At 43.8% G+C, this 17,041-nt stretch carries 2 protein-coding genes; both read left to right on the top strand.

What is annotated here, in order from left to right:
* Nucleotides 1–14: 14 nt before the first annotated feature.
* Nucleotides 15–12,269 carry an SDR family NAD(P)-dependent oxidoreductase gene (locus tag NSQ37_RS13175; RefSeq protein ID WP_341123941.1) on the top strand — a complete coding sequence of 4,085 codons (12,255 nt, stop codon included), beginning with the start codon at nucleotides 15–17 and terminating at the stop codon, nucleotides 12,267–12,269.
* The gene (locus NSQ37_RS13180) at nucleotides 12,269–17,041 is read left to right on the top strand and encodes a type I polyketide synthase (protein WP_341123942.1); all 4,773 of its coding nucleotides are present in this window, start codon (nucleotides 12,269–12,271) and stop codon (nucleotides 17,039–17,041) included. Before NSQ37_RS13175 ends, NSQ37_RS13180 begins: the two co-directional genes overlap by 1 nt.

Genomic DNA, 17,041 nt, shown 5'->3' on the forward strand with positions numbered 1-17,041 from the left:
GCGGGTGGAGGCCAATGGTTCATTTGAATAAACAGAGTGCGGATATCGCGATAATCGGGGTTGCTTGCAGATTCCCCGATGCAGATCATTATCATGAATTCTGGGAAAACATAAATAGCGGCAAAGATTCCATCCGGGAAGTGCCGATTGAACGGTGGGATCCCGATCTTTATTATTCAGCTGATATCAGTATACCGAACAAAACAATCAGCAAGTGGGGAGGTTTTATTCATAAAGCTGACCATTTCGACCATAAGTTTTTTAATATCTCTCCCCGGGAAGCGAAAAACATGGATCCTGAGCAAAGAATCCTTTTAGAAGAAACTTGGCGGTGCATCGAAGATTCAGGGGTTTCTTTGCAGGATCTCCAGTGTAAAACCACTTCTGTTTTTGCGGGTATTATGAATTCTGACTACCGGCAGACAGGTCATGCTGAATCGGAAATCGACAGTTATGCCTGTTTAGGAAGTTTCGAAGCTATGCTTTCCAACCGGCTTTCATACACATTCGGTTTGACCGGAAAAAGCATGTCTGTAAATGCCGCTTGTGCATCATCGCTTGTTGCTTTACATGAAGCGGTTAAGTCATTGCGGACAAAAGAAAGCGATTATGCAATCGCATCGGGAGTAAACTTGAATTTCCAACCCGGAAAATATATTTCTTTTTCTAAAGCCAGAATGCTGAGTCCTGACGGCAAATGTAAAACTTTTGACGCAGCGGCGAATGGGTACGTTCCCGGAGAAGGGGCAGGCGTTGTATTGCTGCAGCGCCTGGGTGATGCAGTAAAAGCCGGTCACCATATATACGGGACCATAAAAGGGACAGCTGTTAATCATGGCGGTAAATCCCGTTCCATAACCGCTCCCAGAGCAGAAGCGCAGTGCCGGGTCATCTCAGAAGCTTTACACAACGCTGCTGTCGATGCTGCGACGGTTTCTTATGTAGAAGCACATGGCACAGGTACATCTCTGGGCGATCCGATAGAAATAGAAGCATTGACAAAAGCGTATCGGCAATATACTGAGGATACTCAATATTGCAGGATCGGAAGTGTGAAAACAAATATCGGTCATACAGAAGCAGCGGCGGGAATGGCCGGATTGATAAAAGTTCTAATGATGATGAAACACCGGAGGGTGCCGAAAAGCCTGAATGTACATACGGTAAATCCAATTATACAGTTTGAAAAAACACCGTTTAGGCCGTCGCTTGATTCAAGTGATTGGAAGGCGGCAGATGGGGCTCCGCTCAGGGCGGGAATCAGCTCCTTCGGTTTTGGGGGTGTCAACTCTCACGTCATCATCGAAGAATTTATACATACAAAAGACGAATCTGACAGAAAAGGAAGGGTACCCTTCCTTTTTTCCGCTAAAAGTGAAGAAAGCATGAAACAAATGATACATCATTGGAGAACCTTTGCTGACGATTCTGAGGAATTTTGCAAAATATCAAATGAAGTGATCAGCAGCACCCTTTTAACAAGGACATCGTTTGATTACAGGGCTGGTTTATTGGCAGGCAGCAAGGAGGAATTTAAAAATCAGCTTAAAGAGGGATTAAGTTTTCGGAGGAAACAAGATTCTGAATGGGCGCTTGCCATCGGTGACTTCAAATGGGAAAGTTATAAACAATTTGCCGTTTTGAAACGGGTGTTCCCTGATTTAGAAAAGAACGTAAGGCTGGTGCTGAAGGGTATACCAACATTGCACAGTTCATTTAAAAGAAAATGGACACCTGAGAAAATCCGCTTGTATTCTTTAGTTATCAATACGGAAATCATAAAAAGTATCCTGGCATCCGGTTTTAAGCCAAGCCTCATTACAGGCGCCGGAGACGGATATTACGTCGCTCTTGCAGCAGCGGATATCATCAAAATTGAAAAGGCCATTTCTGTCATCACAGGCGCTGAAAAACCTTCGCACATATCCTGTGAGCCGCCGTCCATTCCATTTGTCAATCCGTACACTTCAAAAACATACCCGCCGGTTCGATTAAATGAAGATTATGTAAGGATGCTGCTGAACGGTCTGAGCTTCCCGGCTGATTTTACAGACCGCCTGTACGGGAAAACACGGCTGCTTCTTGAGCACCAATATACGTTTAAAGGGTTTTTAGAAGAGTGGGATAAAGCGGGAAAGACTCAGGAAATCGAGATTTTATCTTATATTGTGAATCGCACGGCGGATAAAAGAAACGCATTGCCGGCTGATGAGGAAGCGGCGATCATGGCTATCCTTGCCTCTATGAGAAGACTGTATAAGAGATGGGATTTAACAGATTATGATGGATTCTTTAATAATGATTATGTTCTGGAAATATTAAATTTACTTGATGAAGGAATCTTGTCTAAAGAACTTTTTCTGAGCATGTTATTGAAAAAGCAAGACGGAATTAAACAGGCTGTTGCTTGTATGAATGAGCAGCCGGCAGGTTTTTATGATAAAACTCGTTTTCCGTTGATGACAGAATACAATCAAATGGATGCCGTGTCTCAGGAGATAGCTGACCATATGCCGCTTCACACGGAAGAAACGGGAACGGAGCCGGATGTGTATATTTCTGATTTTTCAGTTTTCCAATTCGGATCGCTCCCTCCATCAGCAAAACTAAACAAAGCGGCTGCTTTTGAAACGGACAAAGCAGCTGATGAGGCTCTTTATCATTCATTTATGCAAATGTGGCTTTCAGGAGAAGAGATTGAATGGGCGAAACTAGGTGATGATCATAAAAGAAAAGCCCCGCTTCCGCCTTATCCGTTTGAGCGCTCTCAATTTTCTTTAAACCCTCAGCCGGTAAAATCAGACGCGGCTTTTTCAGAAAAGAAGAATCAGGCACTTTATACGCCGGTATGGAAAGAAACCGCACTTGAGAATGAAGCGGGCAGCGGACAAGCCTGTACTATTTTGTTGTTCTCCGGGAATAAAGACTATTTTGAAGAGCTGAAAAAAAGAGAGAATACGTCCGCATATCTTATTATGCCCGGTGACCGTTTAGAGCAGATAAGCGACAGTGTTTTCACGATCAACAGGCAGCGTCCCGAAGATTATCAAGGTGTCATTCGTCTGTTAAAGGAAAAAGGCGCAGCGCCTGATGCAATTTTGCATACGTGGTCTGAAAAACAGCCTGAACTGGAAGAAACACTCGAATCAGGAATTTATTCCGTGTTTTATCTGACTAAGGCTTTAATCAGCGAGAACCTTATAAACAAAGTAACGTTCATTTATACATTCAGCGCAGATCAAAAAGAAAAATTGCCGTATTTTGAAGGTGTGAACGGTTTTTTAAAATCGGTAAAACAAGAATACCCGCAGCTGCATTGTAAGACGGTTTGCTTTGAACATGATTCTGCATCCGTTTCATTTTCAGAGAAGGCTGACATTCTTTATAAAGAAATAAACACAGCGCCTGATCGGCATATTCATATCACTTACAGAGGCTGCGTAAGATATGCACGGATGTTAGTGAAGCAGAAAGAATCATACACAAAGACCATTCAATACCCTGAAAAAGATAAAGTGTATTTAATTACAGGGGGATTTGGGGGGATTGGCAGTAAAGTCGCTGAATATTGCGCGAAAACTGAAAGATCCACCATTATCCTATCGGGGCGATCTGTTTTAAACGGAGATAAGCAGAAACATTTAGAATACCTGAACAGCTTTAAAGCAAAGGTTTATTATATACAGGCGAATATATCCGATAAAGAAGCGGTAAAAAAAATGATTGACGGTATTACCGATCAGCATGAAGGTCTTCATGGCGTCATTCATTGTGCAGGCGTTATCAGAGACTCGCTGCTTTTTCGAAAAACAAAGCAGGAACTTTCAGAGGTGATTGCTCCGAAAGTTCATGGTGCATTGAATCTTGATCATGCAACGAAGTCGCTGGAATTGGATTTTTTCGCCGTTTTTTCTTCAGTCGTCTCTATTGCAGGGAACGAAGGCCAATGTGATTATGCATATGCAAACGGCTTTTTAGATCATTTTGCCGAATATCGGGAGCAGAAACGGCAAAATTCTCTGCGCAGCGGCCGCACGCTGACAATCAATTGGCCTTTATGGCAAGACATCGGAATGGGGGCGAACCTGTCAGGTCAAGGGCGGACGTCTCTTTTTCATGGTTCCGGGCTCGAAGAACTTCCTGCTGAAGACGGAACGCAATGGTTTTCGCGGATTGTAACTTCGGGTCAGCTGCATAATATTGCAGTCTGCGGTGATCATGAGCGCTTTGAACAATTTATGCGGCAGAGATTTTTGACGGACGAAACAGAGACAGGCAGTGCCATTCCTTTGGCTCAAGGCGATATTTTGGATCAGACAGTTTTGTTTTTAACCAATATCATCTCCTCTGAGGTCGGTGCAGAACGGGAAGAGATCGATCAAGATGTGCATCTGGCTGAATATGGAATGGATTCGGTTATGATTCATCAATGCAACACAAAGCTGGAGCAGTCACTGGGAGCAATTTCGAAAACGCTTTTATTTGAATTTCATACAATCAGAGATTTAGCAGATCATCTTGTAAAGGAATATCCGGATCGGCTGGGGCGTTTATTTTCACGGGAGGAAAAAGGAAAACAGATTCAGAGCATTACCCCCGCCAGACCGGGACAAAACATCACTGCACCTGCGGCGGAGGAAAAAGAACATCTTGACGGGATAGCGGTAATCGGTATCAGCGGCCGTTATCCCGGGGCTGAAAATATCGAAGAATTGTGGGAGCTTCTATCAAAAGAGAGAACCGCAATCACAGAAATTCCGAAAGAACGATGGAATTATGAGACCTACTATGATCCAGACCCCGCTAAAGCGCATGAGGGGAAAATTTATTGCAAATGGGGCGGGTTTTTAAAGAATGCTGAATCATTTGATTCTTTGTTTTTCCAAATATCGCCGAGAGAAGCAGAAGCGATGGATCCTCAGGAACGAATATTTCTCGAAACCGTGTGGAAAGCATTTGAAGATTCGGGATATACCATTGAAGGGTTGAGAAAGCAGACCGAAAAACATGTCGGTGTATTTGCGGGAGTGACAACCAATTCTTACAAGCTGCTCGGCGAAAGAATACCGACGGATAAAAACGATGTACTTCCAAATTCGTTCCCATGGTCTCTCGCGAACAGAGTGTCTTACACATTTGACTTTACGGGTCCCAGTGTCCCTGTAGATACGGCTTGCTCTTCATCCTTAACGGCAATTCACATGGCTTGCCAAAGTTTAACAAAGGGTGAGTGCTCGGTTGCGGTTGCGGGAGGAGTAAATTTGTATCTTCATCCTTCTGACTATTTATACCGATGTCAGATGGGGATGCTTTCAAAATCGGGAAAATGCAGAAGTTTTGGAGAAGGCGGCGACGGTTTCGTACCCGGGGAAGGTGTCGGGGCCGTTATTCTTAAACCGCTTAAAGATGCCATACGTGATAATGATACTGTGTACGCCGTCATTAAAGGAACGGCAATTAATCACGGCGGAAAGACGAATGGCTATACGGTGCCTAATCCTGCCGCACAGGCGGATTTAATTCAAGGAGCTCTTAAAGCGGCCGGTTGGAGCGCCAGAAGTGTCAGCTTTATTGAAGCCCACGGCACGGGGACGCCGCTGGGTGACCCAATTGAAGTCCGAGGCCTGACCAAGGCGTTTAGAGCTTATACCGAAGATGTTTCATATTGCTCTCTCGGATCGATTAAATCTAACATCGGCCACCTGGAAGCGGCCGCGGGTATTGCCGGCCTGACAAAGATTATCTTACAAATGAAGTATAAAAAAATAGCCGCAACACTGCATGCTGAACGGGTGCATCCGGATCTTTATCTGGAAGAGACACCTTTTTGTCTTCAGCAGGAAACCGCCGACTGGATAAAACCCGCGAATGAAAAACATTCTGACAGCAAATATCCGCGGCGCGCGGGATTAAGTTCTTTCGGAGCGGGCGGGGCAAATGCTCATATCCTTGTGGAAGAGTATGAGTCTGCTGCTGACTGTCATACGAGGCATGAGGAAAGTGAGGAACTTATCGTACTCTCAGCCAAGCATTCACTGAGTTTACGGGAATCAGCAAAACAGCTGGAGGAATATCTTCAAAAGGCCCGTCATAAGCAGGGCGAGTTTTTACAGCAAGCGGGAACAAACAAGCCGCTTCACCTTTCTGATATTGCGTATACCCTTCTTGAAGGGCGTGAAGCCATGCCGGAAAGGCTTGCTGTCATTTCAAATAATATCGATGATCTGATGTTGAAATTAAATCACTTTTATAATGGAATTGATGATCACGAAATATTTAGAGGGAAAAAACTGAATCATAAACGCAGACAGCAGCAATCGGATCTTCCGCTCAAATCCGGCAGCACCACATTAGCCGAAATGGCTGAATTCTGGGTATCAGGAGGCAATTTAAGCTGGGATGACTTCCGCACCGGCAGAAAACCGAGAAAAATTGCCCTGCCGACTTACCCTTTCTTAAAAAACAGACTGTGGGTGTCAAATAAGGCGCAAACAACATCAGCAGCCGGTACAGCTCCTTTATTTGATTTTTCAGCAGGTGAGTGCCGATTTTATAAAACGCTTTCAGATTCTGAATATTATGTAAAAGACCATGTTGTACATGGGAATATGGTTCTGCCCGGAGCGGCAATCATCGAAGCGGCCAGAGAAACGGGAGAGAGGCTGTACGGAAAATCAGTCATAAAACTGAGTCAGGTTGTATGGGCGGTTCCGATAACCGTTGAGAAAGAAAAGACGATAATGATAGATCTGCTGCCGAATCAAAAAGACGGCAGATTTGTGGTGAAAACCGATATGCAACCTGAAGCGGCAGTTCACTGCCAAGGAAACATTATCACATGCGGAGATCAAGATGCCTCTCATACAGAGCATTTTCAATTGGACAGCTGGTTAACCGGACAGAAAAGATTAATCAGCGGCGCTGAGTGTTACAGGGATTTCCGGCAGAGCGGTTTGGACTATGGAACCAGCTTTCAGGTAATAAAACAGCTGTTTATCCATGAAAATGCTGTTCTTGCACGAATATCACTTCCTGAGAGCATTCATAAAAAATCCGGCACGCTGCTGGAACCGTGTTTATTGGATGGCATTTTTCAATCCACAACAGGGTTTACGTCCGGTCAGGAAGACGATCACACCGCATATTTGCCTTTTGAATTAGGTGAGCTGGAGATTCTTCACGCACCTTCGGCAAACGGCTATGCTTACATTACAGCTGCCGATGAAAGACAACATGATGATGTCAAAAGGTTTCATATACTATTTATGGATGAAAACGGATCTGTAAGTCTTAAAATAAAAAACTTGGCGTTGAAGGCATTAAGGGCTGCACCGCAGACTCAGGATGAGCGGCATTCAGTTAAGTATTACACTGATATGTGGAAGCGGGCCCCTCTGCTTCATCAGCCTGAAGCCAGCGGTTTAAACAGCTGCCTTGTGATTTCGCTCCGTCGGGATATATCAGAACCGCTGATCCGCCAGGCATATAAAGATATCGGCCTGAACATGATCTTTGTCCGCCATGGCGGCAGTTTTCAAGAAAAAGAAGCTGATTCCTTTGAATTGAACAGCGTCAAACTTGACGGCTATCAGAAATTGCTGGCGATTCTTAAAGAAAGACAAGTGACAATTGACCGCGTCATTTTAATCGGGATGAGCCCTGAAACGGGAATTGAGCAGAACGTTCGTGAAAAGCTGGAAGAGGCTGTTTTGCCGGTTTTCAATGTAACGAAAGCTCTGTTAGCAACAATCCCAAGACATAAAATCCTGATATCACATGTATTTTTCAAAAGGGAAAATCAAATCTTACCTTATCAAATGGCAATCAGCGGCTTTTTTAGGTCGCTTCATTTAGAACATCCTATGTTGTCCGGTAAAAATATTGAAATACACAGCGACGAAATTCAGTTACAGCTGAACACCGGTCTGCCTGAATTAAAAAACCTTGTGAAAGAAACAATCATCAGCGATGATACTTCAGAAATCAGATACAGAGATGGAATCAGGCAGGTGAAACACTCTGCAGAAATTGAAAGTGCCGAGCCCCCCAAAAAGATGGAAGTAAAAGAAGGGGGAGTTTACCTCATTACAGGAGGAACAGGCGGTCTGGGACTGATTTTCGCCAGACATCTTGTGCGAAAAGGGAGAATAAAACTTGTCCTTATCGGCAGGTCAGAGCTTTCTGAGGAAGCCGTAAGCAATGTAAAAGAGCTCGAAAAAAACGGATCAGAGGTTTTTTATGTAAGAACCGATATTTCTGATAAGGAAAATGTCAACAACCTGATACAACTCGTCAAAAACAAATTAGGTCCTGTTAAAGGAATTATTCACAGCGCCGGTGTGATAAAAGATTCATTACTCATCAATAAGCGTGAAGAGGATATCAATTCAGTCTTGGCCAGCAAGGTTTACGGAACGATATGGCTTGACCGGTATACAGACAGAGAACCTCTGGACTTTTTTGTTATGTTTTCATCTATCAGCGCAATAATCGGGAATGCCGGACAAACTGATTATGCTTATGCAAACCGGTTTATGGATTATTTTGCGGAAATGAGAGCGGCGGAAAATAAACCTGGAAAAACAGTCTCGATTAATTGGCCTTTATGGAAAGAAGGCGGTATGCAAATTGATATTCATTCAGAGAAGTTCCTTTATGACCGTTTCGGAATGCTGCCTCTGGGAAAACGGGAAGGCCTTGCAGCATTTGATCAAGCAATGACAGGGTGTGAACATCAAATAATGGTATTTAGCGGTAATGAATTAAAGCTGGAACGAATGATAACGATTGACAGCGGAAAAAGTGATCCGGCAATCGCCGACGAAAATCACGAACCGAAAGAGCTGTCAATAACTGAATCTTTAAAAAGCACTTTGACGCGCACCATCACCGGCGTATTAAAAATTGAAGAACGGGAATTTGATTTTGAACTGCCGATAAGTGAATACGGATTTGATTCAATTATGTTTACAATGCTGGGCAACGAATTAAACGAAACTTTAGGAATATCAATGATGCCGTCAGATTTTTTCGGTCTTACTGATTTTAATGAACTTCTTGAGTTTTTAAAGAGTGAGTATTCCGAGGAGCTTCATCTCTGCGGTTCTTTTTCTTCAGATGAATCTGCGGCGAAAGACCGGAGAGAAAATCTGATTGAGGGCATCGCAAAGATGATGTCAAGTATTTTGAAGATTGACAGAAAGGAAATAGAAGAAGAGACTTCATTCGGCGAGTACGGATTTGATTCGATTACGTTTACCAGACTCGGAAATGAAATCAATCAACAATATGGTACGGAATTATTGCCGTCCGTTTTCTTTGAATGCAATTCACTGGCTGAATTGACTGATTATGTAATCGAGCAATACGGAGAAATCCTTTTTGCTGAGACAGAATCTTTTTCTGCAGCTGACGAAAAAACATTGTACAGCACGCCTCCGCCGGAATCTTATGAACATTCCCCTGAGCCTGAAAACAAAATCAGGCAAGAGGAAAGACATATGAATGAGCCGGTTGCAATAGTGGGAATAAGCGGCCGTTTCCCCCAAACAGATTCGCTGGAAGACTTTTGGGAAGGAATTGAAAAAGGGCGGGATATGATTACAGACATTCCTGAAGACCGTTGGAACTGGAAAGAGTTTGACGGCGATCCGATCAGGGACGTCAATAGAACAAAAATAAAAAAAGGCGGATTTATCAAAGGCGCGGACAGTTTTGATCCGTTGTTTTTCGGGATTTCTCCCGCCGAAGCAGAATTAATGGATCCCCAGCAAAGAATTTTTATGGAGACTGTATGGAAAACAATAGAAGATGCGGGCTATAAGCCGTCTGATTTGGCAGGGACGAAAACCGCGGTGTTTGCAGGGGTCGCCACAACGGATTATGCTGAACGTCTGAATGAAAATGGCGTCTCTGTTCAGGCGCAGACCGCAACCGGTTTAAATCATTGTATATTGGCAAATCGTATTTCTTACCAGCTGAATCTGACGGGTCCGAGCGAACCGATTGACACTGCCTGTTCAAGTTCGTTAGTTGCGCTTCATCGTGCGGCTGAGGGGATTCAAAGAGGCGATTTTGAAATGGCGATTGCAGGCGGTGTGCATATTATGACAAGCCCTACTCTGTTTATAGCTTTTGATAAAGCAGGTATGCTTTCCAAAGACGGAAAGTGCAAAACGTTCGATAAAAGCGCTGACGGCTATGTAAGGAGTGAAGGGGCGGCTGCAGTATTGCTCAAGCCGCTCAGCAAAGCACAGGCAGACGGTGATCATATATATGGTTTGATTAAAGGGTCAGCTGTAAATCACGGCGGCCGCGCCAATTCTTTGACAGCTCCGAATCCGAACGCACAGGCGGACTTATTAACCGAAGCTTGGCGGAAGGCGGGAGTCAGCCCCGCCACTGCGGGATATATAGAAGCGCATGGCACAGGGACAAGTCTTGGCGATCCGATTGAAGTAAACAGCATCATAAAGGCATTTAAAACGTTATATCAAGAATGGGACATTCCTTTTGCGAAACAGAAATGCTGCGGAATCGGGTCTGTGAAAACAAACATCGGCCATCTCGAAACCGCTGCCGGAATAGCCGGAGTGATGAAAGTGTTACTGGCATTTAAATATCGCAAACTTCCGGGACTCGCCCATTTTTCAGAACTCAATCCATACATCAAACTGGAAAATACACCATTTTATATCACAGAAACCGCTCAAAAGTGGAATCCGATAAAAGATAAAGAGAACAACGATCTGCCGAGGAGAGCGGGTGTCAGCTCATTCGGATTCGGCGGTGTGAACGCGCATATTGTTTTAGAGGAATATAGGGAACCTCAAAAAGAAGTGCCGGAAAACAACGGTAACACACATATTTTTGTTTTATCTGCGAAAACCAAAGATCAATTACTTGAGTATATCCGGCTTATGCTTCAGTACTTGGAGCGCGTGATTGCCGGTGACATGACCGTTAATGCCAGTGACATGGAATTTACATTGCAAAACGGCCGGGAAGCAATGAACGAAAGAATTGCCGTATGTGCAGCGAGTCTGACTGAGCTGAGAGATAAATACGTCAGCTTTCTTGATGACAGCAAGGTGCAAAAAGGCGTATTTATAAGCGAAAACACTGAAGAGCCCACAGCTGTTTCTGAATATATGATTGAGGAGGCTCTTCAAAGCGGAAAAGAGGAGCTGCTCGCACAATGGTGGGCCAATGGAGCCGAGTTTGAATGGAAGACAATCGGCAATAAGAAATTGAATAGAGTGCCGCTGCCAACTTATCCGTTTGCAAAAGAGAGTTATTGGTTCACCCCGAAAAAGAACAAAAGCGAGGTTAATAGCAAAAGTCTTCACCCATTAATCAGCGAGAATGTCTCAACATTAAAGAAACAAGCATTTAAAACTGTTATTTCCGGAACTGAATTTTTCGTCACTGATCATCTTGTTTCAGGAGACTATGTGCTGCCAGGAGCCGCTTCGCTTGAAATGGCTCTTGTTTGTGCGGAAATAAGCGGAGAAAGTAAAGTATATAAAATAAAAGACGTGATGTGGAACAGACCTATATTATATAAAGGAAAAACGCTGCGCATTTATACCGACTTGGAAATGAAACAAGATAAGTTGAACGTAACGATATGTAAAGAGGGTCCGGATGGCGTGCAGCAAATCTGCACACAAAGTGAAACAGTATTCGGAGACATAAACAGCAATGCTGAGTATGTCGATATTGATAAGTTCAAACGCAGCAGTAAGGCTGTCATAAGCCGGGAAGAGTGTTATCACCGCTTCAGTCGTATGGGCCTGACATATCATAGCAGTTTTCAAACGTTGAAAGCCGTATACCGCGGTGATATGGAGTTAATGGCAGAATTGGAGCTTCCGGCTCATTTAGCGAAAGGGTTTTCACATTTTACACTTCATCCTTCATTAATTGACGGCGGTTTTCAAGCGGCGGCATTTTTGTTAAGAGATAATGAGAAAGACGGCTTATTTGTTCCATATTCACTTAGAGAGCTTCACATTAAGAGGGCGCTTACTGCCCGATGCCATGTCTCGGTGAGAGAAACCGGTTTTTATACGTATAACATTGATTTTATTAACGAGAGCGGCGAAATAGCCGTGAGCATGAAAGACTTTTCTGTCAGAAAAGTGACCGGGGGAGAATTAACCGCAGGACGTAAAAATGAAGATCAGGAAATTCTCTTCTTATTAGAACAATTGAAAAACGGTGAACTTTCTGCTGACCAAGTTTATCAGCTGCTGGAGGGAAAATAGTGCAGATCAAACAAATACTTTCCTTAATTGAAGAACAGCAAATGTCTCCTGATGCAGGACTGGAGCTAATTCGCACTTACAGAAAAGAACAAATGGAAAAAAAGGCGGAGCCGGAATCACAAGCTCCGTCCCCAACCATTTTTTTTAAGAACGATTGGGTAAGAACAAATAACATTGATATGCCGAATCAGCAGGCACCGGGGAATATGCTGATTTTTGATGAGGATAACCGTCTGTTTCAGCATGCCGAGATGATGAATGGAGATCATAACCGTGTCATTCTCGTAACGCCCGATTCTAATTATAGAATTGAACGGAATAGATGCACAATCAATCCTTCTGATGAAAATCATGTCGAAATGCTGCTGTCTGATTTGGCTGAAAACGGATTTACACCTGATGTCGTGCTTTATTTATGGAACGGAGAAATCAGAGAATTCACTGAAGAATCCGTTAATGAAACTCTTCGCAGAGGGATAAACTCGCTCTTTTTATTATCAAAAGCTTTAATGCGGAGAAACGAACCTGTTACATTATTGCATATTTATTGGACAAGCGGTCTGAATCAGCCGTTTCATGAAGCTGTCGGAGGGTTCATGAAAACGGTAAACATGGAAAGCTCCAAGCTTCAAGCGAAAACCATACAGATTCGCCATGAGGATTCTGACAAAAATCCTCCGGTTTCCGAGATGTGGGATGCTGCAATCAGTGAAATACAGCGCTTTCGAACGGATGAATGTGAGGTTTTAATAGACTCACATACCCGTTATGTGAAAGGGCTGCAGCATATTGATAATCCGGAACACGATAACGGATCTGTAACGTATCAAAAAGGCGGTATATATATCATTACCGGAGGAGCGGGAAAACTCGGGCTGCTGTTTGCGGAACACATCGCTAAAGAAAACCAAGCCGTGATTATACTTACAGGCCGTTCTTTTTTAACCGCTGATCAAAAAGAACGGATCAGTAAGCTTAATGAGAGCGGCTCTATTGTTGAATATCAGCGGACGGACATCACAGATCGAACAGAGGCAGAGCGATTCATTTTCGGCGTTAAACAGCGGTACGGCAGCATAAACGGGATCATTCATGCTGCCGGCATCCTTCGTGACTCATTTCTTGTAAATAAAAGTCTCAGTGATTTTACGGACGTACTGAAACCGAAAGTTTACGGGACAATCTGGCTGGATGAGCTGACAAAAGACGAAGATCTTGATTTTTTTGTTCTCTTTTCTTCTTTTTCCGCTTATGGAAATGCCGGCCAAAGTGACTATGCGTACGCAAATCATTTTATGGACAGTTTTGCAGTGCTTCGATCCCAGCTCTCCCGAAACGGAAAAACCCTTTCAATCAATTGGCCGTTATTGAAAGATGGCGGGATGAGTCTCGACAGCAATGGAATCAACCAAATAAAAGAAAAATACGGAATGACTCCGATGCGAACTTCCTCTGTTTTGGAAGCGTTTCTGAAAATGCTGCGGTCTTCATTTACCAGCTTAATGCCTGCAGAAGGAAAGCGGGATAAAATGATAAAAGCGCTTTCTATTCAAAGAAATACAGCTGCAGCAGATCATGATACACTCACGGCGGAACACGATGAAGAAGAGGAACACGCTGCGAAAGAAAAAGTCAATGACTATTTAATCAAGATCATCAGCGGTGTCTTGAAAATCCAAGCTCATAAAATAAATGCGAAGGACTCTTTTGAGAAATTCGGAATCAACTCACTTATGATCATGTCACTTATTTCAAAGCTTGAAGATACTTTCGGGGATCTTCCAAAAACAATCTTTTTTGAATATCAGAACATTGAAGAGCTTTCAAACTTCTTCCTAACATCTTTTAAAGAAAAAGTGCTTAAGTCCGCAGGGGCAGCTCCGGTAACAAGAGTGCAAAAGAAAAGAGAAAATCTGAGTAAAAAACAGCATCGGCAGCAGAGGGTTGCAGCTGCACCGAGCATGGTTCCGCCGGGTGAGGATATTGCCATTATCGGTGTGAGCGGAAGATATCCGAATTCCGATACTCTTGAGGAGTTCTGGGAAAACATTGCCGGAGGGAAAAACTGTATTATTGAAATCCCTGAGGAACGTTGGGATTTCAGATCGAATTACAGTCCCGACAGAATGGAGAAGGGGAAAATCAACAGTAAGTGGGGCGGTTTTATCAGCGGTGTTGATCAATTCGATCCGCTGTTTTTCCACATTTCTCATAAAGAAGCTGAGCTGATGGACCCTCAGGAGCGAATTTTTCTCGAAACCTCCTGGCATACGTTTGAAGATTCAGGATATACAAAAGAGAAGCTTAACGGTATGAAAGCCGGTGTGTTTGTCGGAGCCATGTACGGACAATATCAATTATTCGGCGCAGAAGAAACTGCGCGGGGCAATCCGATTGCGCTCAGTTCCTTCTTTTCATCTATTGCGAACAGGGTTTCATACTTTTTTAATCTCTCCGGTCCGAGCATTGCACTGGATACGATGTGTTCATCATCGCTGACGGCCATTCACTTGGCATGTGAGAGCATTAAAAGAGGGGAAAGTGAAATTGCGCTTGCGGGCGGCGTTAATGTGTCCATACACCCCAGCAAATACCTTTGGCTGAGTCAAGGTAATTTTGTTTCCACCGAAGGATTGTGCAGAAGTTTCGGAGAGGGCGGAGACGGCTATGTCCCGGGAGAAGGTTCGGGCGCCGTCCTTTTGAAACCTTTGGAAAAAGCAATTGCTGATCAGGATCATATATACGGAGTAATTAAAGGAACATCTGTAAATCATGGCGGAAAAACCAATGGATTTACGGTTCCGAATCCGAATGCACAAGCTGAGCTGATTGCTGAAAATTTCAAGAAATCGGGCATCAGTCCGCGATCCGTCAGCTACTTGGAAGCACACGGAACGGGTACCTCGCTCGGAGATCCGATTGAGATTGCAGGATTGACAAAAGCGTTTGAGAAATTTACGGACGATAAACAATTTTGTGCCATAGGTTCAGTGAAGTCTAATATCGGACATCTGGAGTCTGCTGCAGGTATAGCAGCCCTTACAAAAGTTCTTTTACAATTTAAGCATCAGAAATTGGCGCCATCCATTCACTCGGAACAGCTGAACCAAAATATCCGATTTGAAAAGACGCCTTTTTACGTTCAGCAGAAAGAAGAAGAGTGGCGGAAAGAATCAGGCGCCTCCCGCAGGAGAGCAGCAATCAGTTCGTTCGGAGCGGGCGGAGCAAATGCCCATGTCATTGTGGAAGAATATCAAAACCATGCGGACACACAAACAATAAGCGGTCCGTTTGCCGCAGTTCTCTCTGCCAAAAATGAAGACAGGCTGAAAGAATACGCTCGGCGCCTTCTGCAATTCACAGAGCGGGAGACAAAGGCCTCGGCAGCTGATATCGCTTTTACATTGCAGACATGCAGGGAACCGATGGAAGACAGACTTGCTGTTGTAGCTTCCGATTTGCCGGAACTTAAGGAGAAACTGAGAACTTTCTGTACTGAAGGAACAATTGGGGAGGGCGTATACAAAGGGAATGTTACGAAAGATTTTGATAAAGTCTTTATCTTTCATGATCAAAAGATGAAAGATAAATTCCTCGAGGTGATGATGGAGACAAAGGACTTGAATCTTCTTGCAAAATTATGGTCTTTCGGGGCTGATATTCAATGGAGAGAGTTATATGAAGAATATACCCCGCAAAAGGTCAAGCTTCCTTTATATCCATTTGCTGAGGAGTCTTACTGGGTGCCTCGAAACCAAAGTGCAACATTTCCGGAAATATTGCCGCGGCAGTCTTCACTGCACCCGCTTCTGGATTCGAATGAATCTACTCTGGAACAGCAGTTTTTTAAAACGACATTAAGAGAAAAAGAGATTTGGTTAAAAGACCACATCGTAAAAAACAAGAGCATTCTCCCGGCAGCTGCTTTTCTTGAAATGGCATGCGCAGCGGGAACGCGGTCATATCGAAAGAAAAAGGTCACTCGTTTAAAAAACGTGATATTTGCCAGACCGGCCATGCTTTTGCAAGAGAGCCTGACCATTTACACTCACATTTCCGTAAAAGACGGCAGCATATTATTTAACATGTCACCTGACGAGGATGCTGCTGTAAGGACTGGATTTGTGACGGGGGAATTAGATTATGATCATCATTACAGTGATGATGATATAGAGAACATCGACAGACAAGAGATCATAAACAGAAGTGCTTTTGTCCGTGAACAAGATGAATGTTACGAGTATTTTCGGGAAAACGGGTTCCTGTATGGGCGCGCTTTTCAGCCGATTCAACGTTTATGGGGCGGAAAAACGGAAGCGGTTGCACACTTATTGCTGCCAAAAGAAGCCGAATATGCTCTTGAACATTATACATTGCATCCGTCTTTAATTGATGGGGCTCTGCAATCTTTGTTCGGAATTACCGACGGAAGAGAAGAGGCATCTGTTTATGTTCCTTTTTCAATAGGAGAGATTACGATTCGGAAAAAAGTTTCAGCAGAATGCTGGGTTTATGCGCGTAAAACAGGCCAAAAAGGTCAATCCGAGCTTATTTACGATATTCAGCTGCTTAATGAACAAGGAGAAAGACTTGCAGGTTTGAAGGATGTAACCATTCGTAAAAAAGAAACGTTTTCCGCGGAGGCACAGACTCGTGCAACAGCGGATTCCAATGGAAAGAACGAGAGAGTAAAAGAGCTCCTCAGACAATTAAAAGCGGGCGAACTGACTGCGGAGGAAGCAGATTATGCGCTGGAGCGTATGCAGGATTAG

The sequence above is a fragment of the Bacillus sp. FSL P4-0334 genome (genome assembly GCF_038004825.1).
Classification (GTDB): Bacteria; Bacillota; Bacilli; order Bacillales; family Bacillaceae; genus Bacillus; species Bacillus velezensis.